This window comes from Enterococcus saccharolyticus subsp. saccharolyticus (genome assembly GCF_029023825.1).
Taxonomy (GTDB): domain Bacteria; phylum Bacillota; class Bacilli; order Lactobacillales; family Enterococcaceae; genus Enterococcus_F; species Enterococcus_F saccharolyticus.
Window position 1 is genome coordinate 1,840,410 of record NZ_CP118957.1, and the last position, 18,570, is coordinate 1,858,979.

General features: G+C 37.3%; 16 protein-coding genes. 2 read left to right on the forward strand and 14 right to left on the reverse strand.

Going from position 1 to position 18,570, the window contains the following annotated elements:
* Window positions 1-264 precede the first annotated feature (264 nt).
* The 4 genes from trxA to zapA form a co-directional block, all read right to left on the reverse strand.
* Window positions 265-579 carry a thioredoxin gene (gene trxA, locus PYW32_RS09480; protein ID WP_016174537.1) on the reverse strand — a complete coding sequence of 105 codons (315 nt, stop codon included), beginning with the start codon at window positions 577-579 and terminating at the stop codon, window positions 265-267.
* An 81-nt stretch (window positions 580-660) separates the two neighbouring features.
* Entirely contained in the window at window positions 661-3,027 is a 2,367-nt protein-coding gene (locus PYW32_RS09485) for an endonuclease MutS2 (RefSeq protein ID WP_016174536.1), read from the reverse strand.
* A gap of 83 nt (window positions 3,028-3,110) precedes the next feature.
* Window positions 3,111-3,659 carry a CvpA family protein gene (locus PYW32_RS09490; protein WP_016174535.1) on the reverse strand — a complete coding sequence of 183 codons (549 nt, stop codon included), beginning with the start codon at window positions 3,657-3,659 and terminating at the stop codon, window positions 3,111-3,113.
* Window positions 3,660-3,675: 16 nt separating this feature from the next.
* Window positions 3,676-4,116 (reverse strand): cell division protein ZapA, encoded by a 441-nt coding sequence (gene zapA / locus PYW32_RS09495; protein ID WP_016174534.1) that lies wholly within the window; start codon window positions 4,114-4,116, stop codon window positions 3,676-3,678.
* A gap of 163 nt (window positions 4,117-4,279) precedes the next feature.
* Between zapA and rnhC the strand changes: the two genes are divergently transcribed.
* Window positions 4,280-5,191 carry a ribonuclease HIII gene (gene rnhC, locus PYW32_RS09500; RefSeq protein ID WP_016174533.1) on the forward strand — a complete coding sequence of 304 codons (912 nt, stop codon included), beginning with the start codon at window positions 4,280-4,282 and terminating at the stop codon, window positions 5,189-5,191.
* Between the two features lie 79 nt (window positions 5,192-5,270).
* Here rnhC and PYW32_RS09505 read toward each other — a convergent pair whose 3' ends face one another.
* From PYW32_RS09505 to PYW32_RS09525, 5 genes are all read right to left on the reverse strand, one after another.
* Window positions 5,271-6,152, reverse strand: a complete 882-nt coding sequence (locus tag PYW32_RS09505) for a glycine betaine ABC transporter substrate-binding protein (protein WP_016174532.1) — start codon at window positions 6,150-6,152, stop codon at window positions 5,271-5,273.
* 79 nt (window positions 6,153-6,231) lie between these two features.
* Window positions 6,232-7,953, reverse strand: a complete 1,722-nt coding sequence (locus PYW32_RS09510) for an ABC transporter permease/substrate binding protein (protein ID WP_016174531.1) — start codon at window positions 7,951-7,953, stop codon at window positions 6,232-6,234.
* Entirely contained in the window at window positions 7,946-9,166 is a 1,221-nt protein-coding gene (locus PYW32_RS09515; protein ID WP_016174530.1) for a quaternary amine ABC transporter ATP-binding protein, read from the reverse strand. Before PYW32_RS09515 ends, PYW32_RS09510 begins: the two co-directional genes overlap by 8 nt.
* 135 nt (window positions 9,167-9,301) lie before the next feature.
* Window positions 9,302-9,946, reverse strand: a complete 645-nt coding sequence (locus PYW32_RS09520; RefSeq protein WP_016174529.1) for a GntR family transcriptional regulator — start codon at window positions 9,944-9,946, stop codon at window positions 9,302-9,304.
* Between the two features lie 70 nt (window positions 9,947-10,016).
* Window positions 10,017-11,351 (reverse strand): hypothetical protein, encoded by a 1,335-nt coding sequence (locus PYW32_RS09525; protein ID WP_016174528.1) that lies wholly within the window; start codon window positions 11,349-11,351, stop codon window positions 10,017-10,019.
* A gap of 91 nt (window positions 11,352-11,442) precedes the next feature.
* Between PYW32_RS09525 and PYW32_RS09530 the strand changes: the two genes are divergently transcribed.
* A complete protein-coding gene (locus PYW32_RS09530; RefSeq protein ID WP_016174527.1) occupies window positions 11,443-12,546 on the forward strand; it encodes an NAD(P)/FAD-dependent oxidoreductase in 1,104 nt (367 codons plus the stop codon).
* A gap of 7 nt (window positions 12,547-12,553) precedes the next feature.
* Here PYW32_RS09530 and PYW32_RS09535 read toward each other — a convergent pair whose 3' ends face one another.
* The 5 genes from PYW32_RS09535 to PYW32_RS09555 form a co-directional block, all read right to left on the reverse strand.
* On the reverse strand, window positions 12,554-14,116 hold the full coding sequence (locus PYW32_RS09535; protein ID WP_016174526.1) for a bifunctional metallophosphatase/5'-nucleotidase: 1,563 nt from the start codon (window positions 14,114-14,116) through the stop codon (window positions 12,554-12,556).
* Between the two features lie 211 nt (window positions 14,117-14,327).
* Complete coding sequence (locus tag PYW32_RS09540; RefSeq protein ID WP_016174525.1) at window positions 14,328-15,749, reverse strand: ABC transporter ATP-binding protein; 1,422 nt, start codon at window positions 15,747-15,749, stop codon at window positions 14,328-14,330.
* Window positions 15,731-16,435 (reverse strand): energy-coupling factor transporter transmembrane component T, encoded by a 705-nt coding sequence (locus tag PYW32_RS09545; RefSeq protein ID WP_016174524.1) that lies wholly within the window; start codon window positions 16,433-16,435, stop codon window positions 15,731-15,733. Before PYW32_RS09545 ends, PYW32_RS09540 begins: the two co-directional genes overlap by 19 nt.
* A gap of 3 nt (window positions 16,436-16,438) precedes the next feature.
* Window positions 16,439-17,023 carry an MptD family putative ECF transporter S component gene (locus PYW32_RS09550; RefSeq protein WP_016174523.1) on the reverse strand — a complete coding sequence of 195 codons (585 nt, stop codon included), beginning with the start codon at window positions 17,021-17,023 and terminating at the stop codon, window positions 16,439-16,441.
* 160 nt (window positions 17,024-17,183) lie between these two features.
* Entirely contained in the window at window positions 17,184-18,476 is a 1,293-nt protein-coding gene (locus tag PYW32_RS09555; RefSeq protein ID WP_245558517.1) for a family 43 glycosylhydrolase, read from the reverse strand.
* Between the last annotated feature and the right edge of the window lie 94 nt (window positions 18,477-18,570).

An 18,570-nucleotide genomic window follows, 5' to 3' on the forward strand; every position in this document is an offset into this window, starting at 1 on the left:
GAACTATTCTCGCTCTCCTTCCAGTCGACAAATCATAGTGATTCCTTTGGGGGAACTACTCTCGCTTGGCTCGACTAGTACTGTTCATCAACTATTCTCGCTCTCCTTCTAGTCGGCGAATCATAGTGATTCCTTTGGGGGAACTACTCTCGCTTGGCTCGACTAGTACTGTTCATCAACTATTCTCGCTCTCCTTCCAGTCGGCGAATCATAGTGATTCACAGTAAAAAACCTGAGATGTGGATGACATCTCAGGTTCTATTCTTACATGTGTGGCGCAATCATTGCTTCGATTTGTTCTTTTGTTTGGACACCGATTGCTTTATCAACCACTTGGCCATCTTTTTTCAAGATTAAAGTTGGGATGCTCATTACACCAAATGATGCTGGTGTTTCTGGGTTTTCATCAACGTCCATTTTAACGATTTTGAATTCTTCTTCATCGTAGTTTTCAGCTAATTGATCTAAAATAGGTGCTTGCATACGGCAAGGTCCACACCAAGTTGCCCAAAAATCGATTAATACTAACCCTTTATCTGTTTCTTCAGCGAATGTTGCATCTGTAATATTTTTTGCCATTTTTGTAACCTCCAATATTCAATATCAAAAGTATAGCATCTTCATTTACACTTGAAAACTATCTTGCTTACTCTTGATAAGTTATTTAAATTTTACGATAGTTGCCCCATTACCACCTTGATTGGCTGGTGCAAATTCGTAACTTTTTACACTACGATGATTTTTTAGATAATCAATAATACCTTGACGTAACGCGCCTGTTCCTTTACCGTGAACAATCGTTACTTGCGGATAGCCGGCTAGGATAGCTGCGTCTAAATATTGATCCACTTCGTTTAACGCTTCTTCGTAACGTTTCCCGCGTAAATCCAATTGATTAGAAACGTGTGAACTATCTGCTGAGCGAACCGTATTGACAATTCGTTGCACAGGTTCTTTCACTGGCGCAACCGATTGAATATCTTCTTCATCCACTTTCATCTTCAAGATGCCTAATTGTACTTCCCATTGACCGTTTGAGGTTTGTTTAATCAATTCCCCACGTTGTCCGTAAGAAGTAACCAAAACTTCATCTCCAGCTTTTAATTTCTTCGCTTGTTTGGCTTTTTTCAGCACTTTATTTTTCTGCAAATGATTTTCTTCTTGATGTAAATCAGATAGACGTGTTTTCGCATCAATTAATTCATGCTCTTTCACACGACCTTGTCCACCAGTCAACTGCATTTTCCGAATATCGGCAATAACTTTATCCGATTCTTCTTTCGCCTCTTCCACAATTTGATTGGCTTTTTGACGGGCTTTAGCTAATTCTTTTTCACGTTCTTCAAAGAAATAACTATACGCATCTTGCAATTCTTTATGCACACGTTGTGCTTCATTGACGTATTGACGAACTTCTAAATATTCTGTTTCTGCCATTTTACGACGATTTTCTAAATCGGCAATCATGTCGTTCAAGTCTTGGCTTTCACCATCCATAATTTGTTTCGCCGCATCAATTACATGACTAGACAAGCCCAAACGTTTCGAAATTTCAAACGCATTACTACGTCCTGGAACCCCAATTAATAAACGATACGTTGGACTTAACGTGTCTACGTCAAATTCCATCGACGCATTAACTGTTTTAGGACGATTGTAACCGTAGACTTTTAACTCTGGATAATGGGTAGTTGCCATTACATAAGCTGATTTTGCACCGATTTCATCTAAAATCGCAATCGCTAAAGCAGCACCTTCTTGAGGATCGGTTCCAGCACCTAACTCATCAAACAATACCAAACTTTCACTATCTACTTTATCTAAAATAGCGACAATGTTAGTCATATGTGAAGAGAAGGTAGATAAGCTTTGCTCAATGGATTGTTCGTCCCCAATATCCGCAAAAATTTCTTTAAAAATCCCCATTTGACTTTCTTCATCAACTGGAATTGGTAATCCAGATTGCCCCATTAGTTGTAATAAACCTAATGTTTTTAAGGTGATTGTTTTCCCACCAGTATTTGGCCCTGTAATAACAACTGCTTGATAGTCTTCTCCAATTAAAATATCATTGGCTACCACTTTTTCTTGGTTGATTAGTGGATGACGTGCTTGTTTAAAGATAACGTGATTTTCAGCGCTAATCGCTGGGACAATTGCTTTTAGTTCTTTGGCAAAGCGTGCTTTCCCATTCATAAAGTCAAACTTGCCAATCACATACGCATTGTGAAGAATATCTTTGCGATAAGGCACTAATTCAGCTGATAATTCAGATAAAATTCGCGAAATCTCATTACGTTCAGCAATTTGATGTTGACGTAAACGATTGTTTAACTCGACAATTTGACGTGGTTCAATAAACAATGTTTGCCCAGAAGAACTTTGGTCGTGTACCACACCACCAAAAATACCACGATACTCTTGTTTTACCGGAATAACATAACGTTCATTCCGCATCGTCACAATCGCATCACTTAAATAGCGGGCATTGTTCCCACGTACAATATTATCTAACGTCTCACGAATCGTTTGCTCACTTCGACGAATATTTCCACGAATCGTTCGTAATTCCGGTGACGCATCATCTGTGACACGTCCATCTTCATCAATCGCTTCTTTTAAGCGACGACTTAATTCAGGCAATGTCGTTAACTGTTCTTCCCAGTCATAAAGACGTTGAAACTCTATTTCACTATCATGTAAATCGTCTAAAAAACGTTTCACTTCATTTGTCGTTGATAAAACCCGTGAAACTTGAGCTAACTCAACACCGTTTAAGTCCGCACCAATTTCAATTCGTTTCATATGCGGACGAATATTCTCGATTTTGGGAACAGGAATTCCGCCACGCAAACGTTGGATTTTCATCCCATCTGCGGTTTCTTCTAACCAAGCAGTAATCACTTGCGGGTCTGTAACAGGTAACAAGTCACGCAATTCTTCCTGTCCTTGTGCAGTTACTAAATATTGGGCAATTTGCTGCTTCACTTGGTTAAATTCAAGTGTTTCTAAAATTCGTTTATTCATTTGTTTCACCTACATTTCTTGGTTCATTTCGTTGCCAATAAAAGAGAGCAGGGGTGCTTCACAACACAGCTGCTCTACTTTTTTTAGCGAATAATATCTGTGATCCATAATTGATGGAAGTGTTTTGATAAAAACAGTGATTTCTCAACAATCAAACTCATTGAACCACTTTTTTCAAATAACTGTTGAATGGCATCAAGTGGAATAGTTGTTAATAGGAACAAAATTAAGAAAATGAACGTATAAACAATCATCACATTCAACACTCCTGCCACTACCCAATCATATTCAAACAGACTGTTTCTAAAACGTAAATCTCTTAAAAGTACACCGATTAGTTTCGTAATTAACCAACCAATCACCATTACTGTGATAAAGGCCACGCCTGCATAGTATGCTTGATCTAAATCAAACGACAGTTCTTGGCTATAGAAAGCCATTTTAGTATTGGGTGACACCGATAAATACGGTACATATAATTCTAGCTTCTCACCTAATGATTGATAAAGCTGTTTGGCTACCAAATAAGAAATGATAAAACCGCCAAAATAAACTACCTGTAACGTGGTTCTTCTTCTCGCTCCTTCATAAAAAGCGAAGAGTAGAATTAAAAAGAGTAAAAATCCAATCATTCAAGTATCCTTTCTGCTACCCTTGTGAGGCCTTTTGTTGTATCGTTCGTTTGCGCTCTTCATTCAAAATTTGCTGTGCTTCCACATGATTTCGAATTTTTTTATCTGCACGCCCTGTCCGTTCAAGCACTTCTTTTGCTTCAACTTCAATTGCTTCAATTCGTTGAATACGATTTTCCAATTCAACAACTTTCATTGCTTTTTGTTGGAGCTCGTCATTCTTCTTTTTTAACAAAAGTAGTTGTTCTTGTTTTTTCAATTGATCAGAAATCGCATTGACCGCCAACAATATTGCTGCTTGCTCTGTATCCATATGCGGTGAAATAGCTTTGATTTCATTCAGCTGAGCATTGACAAGTTTTGTGACTCGATCCATATGCTGCGTGCTTTCTGGACCAATGATTGTGTAGCTTTGATTATCGATAATAGCTTTGTAACGTTTCTTTTGCGTCGCCACATGTTTCAGCTCCCTCATTCTTGCAAGTCTTTTCTATTATAGCACTTAATGCTATTTTTTTCTTCACACACTCCTTACAATTATAAAAGAAACAAGAATTTTTTTCCATGTTCAAAATAAATTTTTTGTATGTTAAAATCAAAAAACAGGAAGGAATGAGTCCATGAGCACAAGTGTCATCAAATTATCCAAAAATGAACTACAAAAAGTGGTTGATTATTACCAACCCCATGCGTTAAATAAACAAGTCCCTTACACACACCTTGTTGCCAAAAAAGGTGGAACAACGATTACCGTCTATTCTTCTGGGAAAGTCATGTTTCAAGGAAATCAAGCTGAAGCCGAAGCCAATCGCTGGCAAAGTACCACCACTCCTGCATCGAGTAGCGGTACTTTGCCAAAAGATTTTGCCCAAAAAAGCATTATCGGTAGCGATGAAGTAGGCAATGGCAGCTATTTTGGTCCGTTAATTGTTTGTGCTGTTTATGCCGAAACAGCCATTTTGCCCACCTTAAAAAATTTAGGGGTCAAAGATTCAAAAATGTTAACTGACCCACAAATCCGTCAATTAGCACCTAAAATTAAAGAGATTGTTCCTTTTCAATTATTGACCGTTACTCCTGAAAAATACAATCAAATCCAACCACAATACAATGCGGTACGTATGAAAGTCGCTTTACATAACCAAGCGATTCAATTATTGTTACAAAAAATTGCCCCTACACAACCAGAAGGCATTTTAATTGATCAATTTACCAGTGAAAAAAACTATCGAAACTATTTACGTATGGAAAAAAATCAAGTCACTGAAAAGTTATTTTTCATTACAAAAGGAGAACAATACCATTTAGCCGTAGCAGCAGCTTCTATTTTATGTCGCGCACACTTTCTAGAAGAATTAGAACGCGCGTCACAAGAAGTTGGTTACACCCTTCCTTCAGGTGCGGGTAATAAATCTGACCAAGTAGCAGCTAAGCTTTTAAAAGAAGGTGGTCTTGACTTATTAGCTAAATATGCAAAATTACATTTTGCTAATACAGAAAAAGCACAAAAAATTGCAGAAAAAACACTGTAATATAAATCAAAACAAAAATAGCCAAATGCTCCCATTCGGCTATTTTGCTATGAGGAGCTGTAATCACAGTTCCTTTTTATTATTTTGCTTGTAAGTCTTCGATTGAATCAATGTCGACATAACTTGGAACAACAAAACCATTTTGCGCGCCGACTAAGTTTGCTCCTAAATCATCAAAATCCTCACGATATTTTTCATAAAATGATTGATGGGTTAATGGTAACCAAGGCGCAACACTAAAGTCTGCTTGTCCTGAAGCAACTGCTTGGAACATAATCGCAGGCTCTACGTCAGTCATTTTCACCTTATATCCTTGTCCTTCTAAGACTTGTTTAATCAATTCAGAAGAAGCACGCTCTGTATCCCAAGGTGTTGAAACTAATTCCAGTGTCTCACCGTCTGACTTTTTCGTCCCTTGTGTCCATTCAGAAACCTTATCTGAATTTGCTGTCATCCATTCTTCCACGACTTCTGGAAACGGTCGATCGACACCATTATTCACAACTTCTTGCATATCATCTAATGTCCAATTAAAATTATCAATAATTTTATAAGCTTCTGGATGCTCTTCTTTCAACCCTTTACGAGCAATCGTCCGAATTTCTTCCTCTCCACCCATTGTGCCTTTGGGATCTTCTAACATTTTTAAATCATACTCTTCAAAAATCCAATGTGGTGTCCAACCAGTAATAATGATGGGTTCTTCTTTACGAATGGCTTGTTGTAAAGAAGCTAACATGCCTGCAGTGGAACTTTCTTGTAACGTCCAACCTTGTAGATTTTCATAAGCATCCATCGTACTGTGGGCAGCTTCGGTCACTCCAGCTCCCGGTTCCACTCCTGTAATCGTATAATCGACAAATTCCGCCACATTTTCTTTATCCTCTGTTTGTTCTGAACCACAACCTGCTAATAATAATGCTCCTGCTAAAACCAACATACTTCCTACTTTAAATTTCATCAACTTGTAACAATCCTTTCTTTTATAAATAAAAAGCTTGTAGGAAAACGTAACGTCATCTTACAAGCTTTTTAATTGTCTATTTCTTCCAGCTATTTACGATATCTTCATGGGCATTCATCCAGTCTCTTGCTGCTTGTACTGGTTCAGTACCATTTTCGATTTCTAGCATCATGCCTTCAATGTCTTCTAATTCCCAAGAGAAATTATCTAAAACATTGTAAACTTCTGGCATGTCATCTTTTAGTCCATGACGTACCATAGTATGAATACTTTCTTCGCCACCCATGGTACCTTTTGGATCTTCTAGATATTTCAAGTCATAACGAGAGAACATCCAGTGTGGTGACCAACCAGTAATGACGATTTCTTGTTCATTCTTAATCGCATTTGCTAATTCTGTCGTCATCGCGCCACCAGAAGATGTCATTAGATTCCAATCAGATAAGTTTGGATATTCTTCAACTGTTTTTTCAGCAGCAGAAACAACACCAGCACCAGGTTCAATCCCAACGATCGTTTTGTTGGCTTGATCTGATAAATCTTCAATAGAATCAACATCCATATATGAAGGAACGACAATTCCTAATTGAGCGCCGCCTTCTAAGTTTGGTCCCAAGTTTTCAACTTGATCTTTAAATTTTTCATATTGTGTCCCATGTGTTCCAGGTAGCCAAGCAGCAACCATTCCGTCGGCTTCGCCATTGGCAACAGCTTCCCACATAATCGCATTGTCTAATGGTGTCATTTTAACTTCATAACCCATATCTTTTAATACTTCTGAAACAACTGTTGTGGAAGCAACTTCAGTATCCCATTCCACATATGCTAAGTTGACTGTTTCTTTTTTATCACCCATCACTGAGCTAATCACAGTTCCACCGACTAAAACGGCAATTGCTGCAAGAATTAATCCAGTGATTAATTTCTTTTGTTTAGCTGTTTTTGGTGCTTTGGCACTTTTTGGACGATTCATATTTTGTGTAAAACGGTCCATAATAATCGCTAAGACAACCAATGCCAAACCATTAACAAACCCGCTACCCACTTGTGAACGTTGTACTGCAGATAAGACACCTTGACCTAAACCAGGTGCACCAATCATTGAGGCAATAACAACCATAGATAGAGCTAACATGATTGTTTGGTTAATACCGGCAAAAATGGTACTTTTCGCTAAAGGTAACTCTAATTTAAATAGTTTTTGTTTTCCTGTTCCCCCAAAAGAATCCGATGCTTCAACTAATTCAGTTGGCACTTGGCGAATCCCTAAGTTCGTCATACGAACAGTTGGTGGTAAAGCGAAGATAACAGAGGCAAATACCCCTGGTACCATCCCAATTCCAAAGAAAGCAACCGCTGGAATTAAGTAAACGAAACCAGGCATTGTTTGCATAAAGTCAAGAACTGGTGTGATGATACTTTGCGCTTTTTCACTTTTTGCCATTAAAATTCCCAATGGAACCCCAATGATAATAGAGACTAAACTCGAGATAATCACCAATGTGACAGTATTCATTAACGCTGTCCACAAACCTTGGTTATAGATAAATAATAAACCAATAAAGGTAAATGCAGTTAAGCCCCATTTTTTCCCTGAGATAAAATAGGCTCCTGCAGTGACGATTAATAGCATCAGTAATGGTGGAACGAGTAATAATCCATTCGTCATGCCTTCCATTACGGCTTGTCCAATTGTTTGTAAAACTGAGAATAATCCTGAGAATGTGTTTGTTACCCAATCAGTTGCATTGGTTACCCATTCAGATACAGGAATCGGTTGTTGTAAAAAATTAAGCATTCGTAGTTACTCCTTCATGTGTTGTTTCATCTTTTGATTCATTGTCAGTTAATGCGCCAATGACAGTTCCTCGAATCACAACGCCCATCAAACGATCATTATCATCAACGACCGCTAATGGTGTTGGTGAATCATAAATTAAGTTAAAGATATCTGATACCAAGGTATCCTTGTGTACTTTTTGAACATTTTTATCAATGACTTCTTTTAATGGTAGTTCTTGCTTGCGCGCTTCACGTGCTGATTCAGCAGTTAGGCTTCCTTTTAATTGGCGTTTACGGTCAACAGCCAATAACATACTAACCTCTTCTTTACGCATACGTTGCAATGCGACATTTGGTCCATCAATTTCAATGTTGGTTGTTAAGGCTGGTACCATGATATTTTCTGCAGTTAATACTTTAGAGCGATCCACATCCTCAACGAATTCACGAACAAAATCGTTAGCTGGATTGGTTAAAATTTCTTCTCCCGTACCAATTTGCATAATTTGACCATCTTTCATCAACGCAATTCGGTCACCGATACGTAGTGCTTCATTTAAGTCATGTGTAATAAAGATAATTGTTTTTTGTACTTTTTCTTGTAGTTCTAACAATTCATCTTGCATTTCACGACGAATCAATGGGTCAAGTGCTGAGAACGCCTCATCCATTAATAAAATTTCTGGATCATTTGCCAATGCACGTGCTAAACCGACACGTTGTTGCATCCCACCAGACAATTGGTTTGGGTATTGATCTTTAAATGATAATAAACCTGAATTATCTAATGCTTGTTCCGCACGTTGACGACGTTCTTCTTTTGGTACGCCACGAACTTCTAACCCATATTCGGTATTTTCCAAAATTGTACGCTGTGGAAACAGCCCAAAATTTTGGAAAACCATATTGATTTTATGACGACGTACTTCACGTAATTGCTCTTTTGTCATTTTTGAAACATCTTCTCCATCAATGTAGATGTTTCCTGAAGAAGGTTCAATTAAACGATTCAATAGACGGATTAATGTAGATTTCCCACTACCAGATAATCCCATGATAACGAAAATTTCTCCTTCGTTCACTTCAAAGCTTGCATCATAAACCCCGACTGTTGCGCCAGTTTTTTCGACGATTTCATTTTTAGTTTTATTTTCTTTCACCATAGCTAATGCTTGTTGGCTCTTTTTACCAAAGACTTTTGTTAGATGTTCAACACGAACTTTACTCAAACAAAAACACTCCTTTACAATTATTTCATGATTTTTTTCTGAAAACCTCACCTAAGTGACCATACTATCGTAACACCGTATGGTCACTTTGTCAAAAAAAAAACACACAACTCTTTTTCGAATTGTGTGTTTTCGTTATTCATTTGGGTAAAAAAAGTTCTCCATTCGTTGGAAACTTAACTCGCTGCCAACAAAGTAAACAATATTGCCAATACTTAATTTAGCATACGGTCCGGGGGATAATAACAATTCGGTCTCTGTTTGAATCGCTACGACCGTTGCCCCAGTCACTTGCCAAATATTTAGTTCCACAATGCTTTTTTCTAAATGCAATGCTTTTTCTGTTATTTTTAATTCATAGGGAATGAAGGGCGAAATATCATGTACTTGTTTCGTTTGATTGACTAACGCTTCTAATAACTCAGAAAAGTTGGCTAGTTCTTGTCGTTGTCTATCAATACCATCTGCAATTTCTTGTTGAATTTCTTTTACCGATTGTACATTACGATATTTCTCAACAAATTTTTGGGCATTTTCTTTTGACGACACATACGCACCACTACCATGTCGAACTTCCATAATTTCTAAATCTACCAAAACATTAATTGCTTTACGTGCAGTTTCGGGCGAAACATTAAAATTACTAGCTAATGTAGAACGAGCATGAATCTTCTCTCCTACCTTGTAGCGACCTTCCACCACGCGTTCAGCAATTTCAACGGCAATTTGTTGGTAGCGTGGAAGTGACACTCGTTTTTTAGGTTTCATACTTTTTTCCATTTTTCTACCTTCTTGTCCTCATATTTTAACTGCATAGTATCACATCTGCAATTCTGAAAACAAGTTTCCGTTAAAAAAATCCCTTCAAGCGTCCTTGTAAGCGCGTGTCTAATGAAGCAAACGCCTCTTCAAAACGTCTGCCTGCATGAAACTGCTGAGCACCAAGGATTAATTGCTCGCTTGTTGCTTCGATCTTATGTTCACCAAATAAACTTTGAATATAGGCTGTTAAAATTTCTGGTTGTGTTTGTGTCTCGGGACTTTTTAGTAACAGCGCTAACGTTTGAAAGAAAATATCAGGTAGTGCCGTCATTTTCTGTGCAAAAACTTGTTCATACGCCTCTTTTTCTAAGCGAATCGCCCGCAATAAGCCATTACGAATTACTCGTGGAACTCCTAAGAAAAAGGATTGTTCAAAGCCGTATTTTACATATTCACGCACAATCACTTGAACAATTTCTTCGGTCAACATCTGTGTCCGTTCATTAAATTGTTGCAGTAATAAAAAAGCATAGTCTTTGTTTTCTCGAGGTAGTTGCTGCAATTCATCAAGTAATACGTGAAAATAATCCCGTGGAATTTTTGTTCGCACAGATGTTTTAGGTAATAACCACCGACTTTTTTTGGTTAAAAAACATTTATCAAGATAGATAGACGTTGTTGCTAGGTCTTCTAAAAAATCACGATAAAAACTTTCAAATAATTCCTTTTGCACCAAAAATTGAGCAGCATCACCTTTAGCTTGTTGATTCACACGTCGAATCTCGGTTTCCAACGCTTCATAATCTGCAATATAGATGGGCATTTGAACTTCTCGAAATTCTACAATGCGTTTTGGTAATTTTTGGTTTAGTTGAATCGGTTTAGCAAGTTGATTATTACGAAAGACTGCGTAACAATATCTGCGCCAAACTTGTTCTGGAAATTTTACCTGATTCTTTTTTAACCATAACAATTCGTCCATCGCAATATCAATCTCGTTCACGCCTTTTTGAATTTCACGAGCTACTTCAATTGGAATATTCAAATGATCCGCAAAATGATTAATACCTAATGCGATTGTTTCCTGTTTTTTTGTGGATTGTAAAAGAAATTGAAATTTCAAAGGTCGCCCACATTTACAAGTTAATTTTGTACCATCAGGCAAGGGCTCTGGATAAAAGGGGTTGATTTTTAATTCCGAAAAACGCCATTGTGTCGTTTTCATGTAACTATTTTTTAAAAATAGCGAACGAATACGGTATTTGCGATGCTGTTCCAACAATACTTTTTGTTCTTCAGTTAATGTTTGTAGTAATTCCTCTCGTTCTTTCATGGTAAATGTTTTGGCAACTCGGACAGGGTAAAAGTGATTGCCTAGAAATTCGGGATACCAATCTGCAAAAAAATCTAAATAATCATTCATAATCGTTTTTCCTTTCCGATTCATACAAATTGACAAAGCACTTTCTATTATACTGCTTTTGTGATAAAACTAGTTAGGAAAGGAGTCACTCATGAAAAAAATTGCAATTATCGGCGGTGGAATCATTGGATTAACACTTGCCAATTACTTAGATTCAACAAAATTTGAGATTACTTTATTTGATGAAGGCATCGGCCAAGCAACCGGTGCAAGTGCGGGCATCATTTCTCCTTGGTTATCCAAACGCCGAAATAAAAAATGGTACCAATTAGCGAAAGATGGGGCTGCTTTTTTTCCTAAATTGATTCAAGATTTAAAACTAGATGAAACCATTTATTCCGCTTGTGGTACGCTATTATTACGCGAGCAAACAGGACTGCTTTCATTGGCAGAACTAGCCGAAACAAGAAAAAAAGAAGCACCTGAAATCGGAGACATTCAATTATTATCCGCTGAACAAACACAAGTATACTTACCTTTATTAAAACCAGCACCTGCTTTATATGTTTCAGGTGGTGGACGTTTGGATGGTCGCGCCTATCTGGCACATGCCACCAAACAAGCAGAAGCGCATGGTGTGACAATCATCCGTGAAAAAGCAATTATTCAATCAGGTGACACTCACTGGCAAGTTCAAAGTGCCACACAACACCTTGAGGCTGATTTAATTGCCGTTACTGCGGGACCATTTGTGAAGCCCTTGTTAGAAAAGCTTGCCTATCAAGTTGATATTCGCCCGCAAAAAGGGCAACTCCTGGCTTTCGATACACCCTTTAAAGAAAGCCATCATTGGCCAGTTGCTATGTTAGATGGAGAAGCTGATTTAATTCCTTTTATGAATGGGAAAATTTTATTAGGAGCAACACATGAAAATGACGGTGGTTGGGATTTAACTCCAACCAAAGAAGCTTTCACTCAGCTTGTTTCAGGAACACACCATTTTCTAGAAAATCCTGAATTATTTTCCAAGCAAACACCAAATTATTTTGTCGGTACTCGTGCCTACACTTCCGATTTCGCTCCCTTTTTTGGTCCATTGGAAGAAACATTGGTTGTTGCAAGTGGCTTAGGTTCTTCTGGTTTAACAACAGGTCCCTACATTGGGTATTTACTTGCGAATTATTTTAATGAAACGACTTGGCAAACGGAACACTATCAAAAACCCATCGATACCTACATCAAAAAAACATGCTGAAAATGACTCAGCATGTTTTTTCTTCTGCTCCAATAAAGGTAAAATTGTGATTGACAGTTGCTTCTATCTTAGGATGTGTCCGTAAATATTCACTAATTAATTCCGTCATATCAATTTGAATTTCACGAACAATTTTTTCTGATCCAAACATTGTATAATTGCCACCACCAACGGCACGGTATTGATTGGTCACTACTTCTAGTTCATCGGTTGCACTAATCGGCTGACCATGATAAGTCAGTGTAGTAATCCGTTGTCCAACCGGTTGATTCAAGTCAATCACGTAATCAATCCCTTCATACATATCGTAATTATAGTATTGTGGTTTCGGTGAAATGTATTTAGGATTAAACATAATCTGTCCTTTTTTCAGAATAAAATGATCGGCACTTTGTTCTAGCGCGGCTTTTAGTTCGGCGCCAGTTAAACGTAGCACCGCTAGCGTATTCGGATAGACGTAATTTGTAATAATATCTCGCATCGTGATCGTTTCATTAAATCCACATCCATCATTATTAAACAAGGCGGTTCCAGAAATATCGACACCACTGGCAGCCATTTGTACTTTATTGATAAATTCAATATATGGATGTTCGACAATTCTAGCTTGGTTCGCATCATCAATACGCATATTCCCAGCAACATGCCCCATAGGTTGATCTAACCATGCTTCCACTTCTTCATTTAATGCCGCCAATTCATCAGCAATCCTCGCATCCACTTTTTCATTGGCTGTCGCATGAATTTGCGCACAACTCGTCCTAACCTTTTTGTTGTCATGTAATTCTAAAGTAATTTCACCAACAAATGCGCCTTGATATCCTGGTTGAATCACAGGAATATCCTTCACTTTAGTAGCAATTTTTCGGTGTTGATGTCCCGTAACGAGTGCATCAATTCCAGGGACTTTATGTAATAAATCATAACCTTCATTTTCACCAGTTAATTGTTCCGTTGGTTCACCTGTTTTGAGGTCCTTTTCAAAGCCTCCATGATACGAAACAATGACGATATCGGCTGCTTCTCGCAGTTTAGGCACATATTTTTTCGCGGTATCAACAGCACTAACGAAAGTAAGTTTTTCAATAATTGTTGGTTGTTCCCAATGCGGAATATATTGTGTCACTAACCCTAAAATAGCAACTTTCAGATTTTCTTTTTCCAACAAAACATACGGCTGTCCAAATGCAGGCTCGCCCTCTTCGTTTAGAATATTTGCCGCTAAAACAGGATGATGATAACTAGCAATGACTTCTTCTAAATAATCAATACCATAATTAAATTCATGATTTCCTAACACACTCACATCATAGCTTAATTGATTAATGATTTTCGTGATTGCTTGAGCACCATGTTGTGGCTGTTTGCGCACATAATAACTTAAAGGTGAACCTTGGATAAAATCACCATTCTCAATTAAAACAACTGGTCCACAAGCTTTTTGGCGCAATTCATTTAATTTTGTAGCGACTTTGGCTGTGCCAAATGGCAAGTCTAAACCTCGTGCAGTGTAATTAGTTGGCATTAGATAGCCATGCATGTCACTTGTTGCTAAAATTGTTAATTTCATGTCTGTTCCCCTTTAATCATCTTCTTCCTCATAGTAAATCAAAAAAGATGGGATAGCAATTTAGACCCTTGCTTATATGAATGTTTTCTCATCAATGTTTGTGTTTTACTAAACAGAATATTCTCTACAGAGACAAAAATAGCCAAATGCTATAGAGGCTCCTACATTTGTGCCTCTCATTTATAACATTCGACTATTTTCATTCATTTTTTTATTTCTCTAGCATTTCTTCCAGAATAATTTTATTATCCGCAACAATTTCCCCATTTTCCATGGTTAACATGCGCTGACAGGTCATCTTCAAAAACTCTTTATCGTGCGTAATCACCAGAATCAATACGTCTGCTTGGCGCAACCGCTGAATTAACCGACTGACTTCTCTCATCCGCTCTAAATCCAATCCACTTGTTGGTTCATCAAAAACGAGAATTTTTTTGCCAGAAAGCATCGCAGCCGCTAATGCAACTCGTTGTTTCTCACCGCCGGATAAAGTTTGCGGATGACGATGCAGTAACGAATCTAAAGATAACCACGATACCACATCATCATACGCCGTTAAATCAGGAGCTTTCGCTGTGATTTCTTTCTCAACTGTTTCAAAAAACAGCTGTAAGTTCACATCTTGCATGACAATATAACTTTCTTTAAGCAAACGACGCATCGAAATTTTCTGTCCACGATAACTAATTTTCCCTTGCTTAGGTTTTAATAATCCTGTCAGTAGCTGTGAAAGAGTTGATTTTCCTGAACCATTTTTGCCAACCAATCCAATAACTTCATTTCCAGCCAATTCCAAAGCTGGAATCAATAGACCTTTGGCTTGTTTAGGATAACGATACGTGAGATTTTCAACACGAAGCAATGGCGGTTCCAGCGAATGATAGGTTGTTGTTTGAAGCGCTACTGGTTGCAAACTTCGTAAACCTAATTGGGCAATTTCAGAATCTTTTTTCGCTAAGAGCTCTGCTTTTGTCCAATGAATTCCTGCTGGCAAAAATAAAAAGTGATCCGCACTCTCCATTAAATAAGACAAACGATGTTCCGCAATGATAATGGTAAATCCTTCATTCTTTAACCAAGCTAAATACTGACGTAGTTTTTCAATCGTTGCCTCATCTAAGTTACTGGAAGGTTCATCTAGTAAAAATAGTTTTGGCGCTAACGTACAGGCAGAACCAAAAGCGACTAGTTGTTTTTCGCCACCAGAAAGTTGAAACATACTTTTTTCTAAAAAACGAGTTAGATTAAATTCATTCGCCACCGATTGGACACGTTTTACCATTTCTTCTTGGGCTACCCCAGCATTCTCCATTGGAAAAGCTAATTCTGAATACACATCTTGCGTAAAAAATTGTGTTTTAGGATTTTGAAAAACCATGCCAATGTTTTCTACATAATCCGAAAATTCACGTTTTTCTAAAGGCTGTTCAAAAACGTTACCGATACCTTGCATCTTCGCTTCATATAATTCAGGAATTAATCCACTAAATACGTTGATTAACGAAGATTTCCCACTACCACTTTTTCCGCAAAGAACGAGCATTTCGCCAGCATTTACTTTTAAATGAAGCTGACTTAAAATTGCTTGCTCATGATATTCCAAGGAAAAATCCGTTAATTCAATGATGGCCATAACAATCTTCCTCCTATACATAGAACAAGTATGCCCATTAAGACATAATCTTGCCATTGAAAACGCAACGGATAAATACTCGTATGTTTTTTCGAATTTCCTAACCCACGAACCATCGCCGTTGCCGATAAATCAATGGCAGTATTATCTGCTGACATTAAAATGGGAATAATAATATATTCCATCGTTGTCAGTGGATGCAAAAGCATGTCCCAATAACTCATTGCAATCCCACGAAAACGCAACGCTTTGCGAATATTTTTAAAATCTTGTAATAATGTAGGAAAAAAGCGAAACAACACTGTTAATGGGACAATCAATGAAAATGGCACCCGCAATTTTTGTAATGCAGCAATCCATTCACTAATTTTTGTCCCACTCATCGCAAAACTTGCTGACATGACTGTCGGCAACAACCGACGACTACCAATCAAAACAAACGATAATAAACCAAAAATCACATGGTCACCTTGTGGATACGTCCAATAATCTAAACCCGCTAGTAACCAAAAGACGGAATAATACCCGATCCCCTTTTTCCATTCTCCAATCAATAAAAACAAAACGAACAAAACCGTCATAAATAAACACTCATAAAAAAATGACAGAGGTACCATCAAGCTAAAGCTAGCAAATAAAATGACACAAAGTTTTGTTCGTGGGTCGAATCTTAGTCCCTTTTTCATCGCTTACCTCTTTGTTTGGAAATGTTTTGCTAATAATCGACGACCGATATAAATACCTGCAATCGAACAAACAATAACAGAAATCACACATACAATAAAACCAACTGTTGTAATTGGTGTGAAAACATAGTTAATATACTCCGCATCTTTTCCACGACGAATTAGTGAATCCACATACGCATTTTTCATAAACCACATTGGCAATAATGGGCCAGTTAACCCAAAACTAAAAATAGTGTAGCTGACTAATGTACGTAGTTTTTCATTGGCTTGCCAACGGTATTGAATAAAATCAGCCAAAATAGCACATACAAAACTAGGAATAAATGACAGCGCAAAATGCCCTGTGATTAAAAAGAGTAAGCCAAATACACCACCCATTACCGAGATTCCACCAAATCGTGGCACTTTTTGTAAAAGCAACAAATAAATAATTCCCGAAAAAAGTGCTGAAGCAGCTGGTAACAATAAGGAATCAAAAACTGGTACGGCTAATTTTAAAACAACCATCACAATTGCCACAACAAAAAAATAGATGGCTGTATAAACCCCTGTAAAAATAAGTTCTTGCATCTTTAATTTCTTCATAGAAAGCTCCTCTATCTCATATTTTTAAATAACTTCCACGATTGAAAATTATATCACATTTTAGAACAGCACTTCTACTTACTGCTTGTGAAAATGAAAAAGTGAGTTACTTTCGACTAAAAAGCAACTCACTTCATCTTAATATTCTTATCGGAACACACTATTTAACAGTAACTTGCCCATCCAAAACAATCATTTTAATCTCATTATTCATTTCATACATACGATTAGACAATGCATAGTCACCAAAATAAATTACCACAATTTCGTTTTCTTTCACAATTTTCCAATCAAAAATGCCCGATTTAGTTAAATTTATTTCTGACTGAGGATTTCTACGAGGAATATCTTCTAAATACGTATTGTAATATTGCATACGCTCATTTCCAAAATCAAGTAAAATAATATTCTCTTTACTAAATTCTAAAGCAACTTTTGTATCAGATGTTACTTGAACAGTTCCTTCAAGTAATTGAGCTGTGCCATCCAGTATCAATTCTTTATTCTTCGTGTAATTTCCTGTTGGAACCTGCTGCTTATCTAATTGTTCATAGGCAGTTTTTGGTATCTGAGGAATAAGTTTATCCCCTTCGCTCTTTAATTGGTGAACCGCTAAATTTCCTGCCCAATTATAGTTGGATAGATCATCGTGATTTTCTTTAGTTGGAATCCAACCAACTTGATACAAATTCTCACCATCTGTCTCCAAACGTCCAGCATAAAAACCAGCTCCGTCTACATGGTCAGTCGTAGACTTTCTAAATGGTCCATCCACTCTATCCGCAACCCGATAATGCACAACACGCTTGTCCCATTGATCAGAAAAAGCAAGATACCATTTTTCATTAAAGTAAACGAGTGACGGACATTCTAAATTGGAATCGTTCCCAAGATCGTTATTAAAAAAAGAACCTGTATTCTTCCATGTTCTTAAATCATTAGATGTATATTTTGCAATAATTCCTTGTCCGTCTTGACGAGTCGTAATCAACATCCAGTATTCTTGACTTTCTTGTTCATAAAATACATAAGGATCACGAAAATCGTTTTTTTCGTACATATCATCTGCTTGAAAAGTATCTTCTGGTATTTTCTGCCAATTTTTACCATCTTTACTAGATGCGTGCATAATCACTTCTTTAGGTGTTCTTTCTCCATTATGTCCAGTATAAAACGCATGATATATACCTGTCTCATCCTGAATAATTGAACCTGTACCTAATGCTCGTTCTGCACTATCTTCTTCATTTACGTACGGTATTACTTCGCCTACATTTTTATAATGATAAAAATCATTTGTCGTCATTAAACTAAATGGATGAAAACCAATTTGGCCATCTCGTAAATCTTCCAAATAATACATCATAAACTCTTCACCATTAAAATACGGCATCGGATCACCTACAAAACTATCTTCCGATTTCGGATACAATGCATTTACTTCTGTCTCCACTGACTGACATCCTTCTAATAAAAACACTATTAGAAAAAACATAATCATTTTGCCTGTTTTAACCATGGGTTTCATCCTTTCGAAAAAACATCTG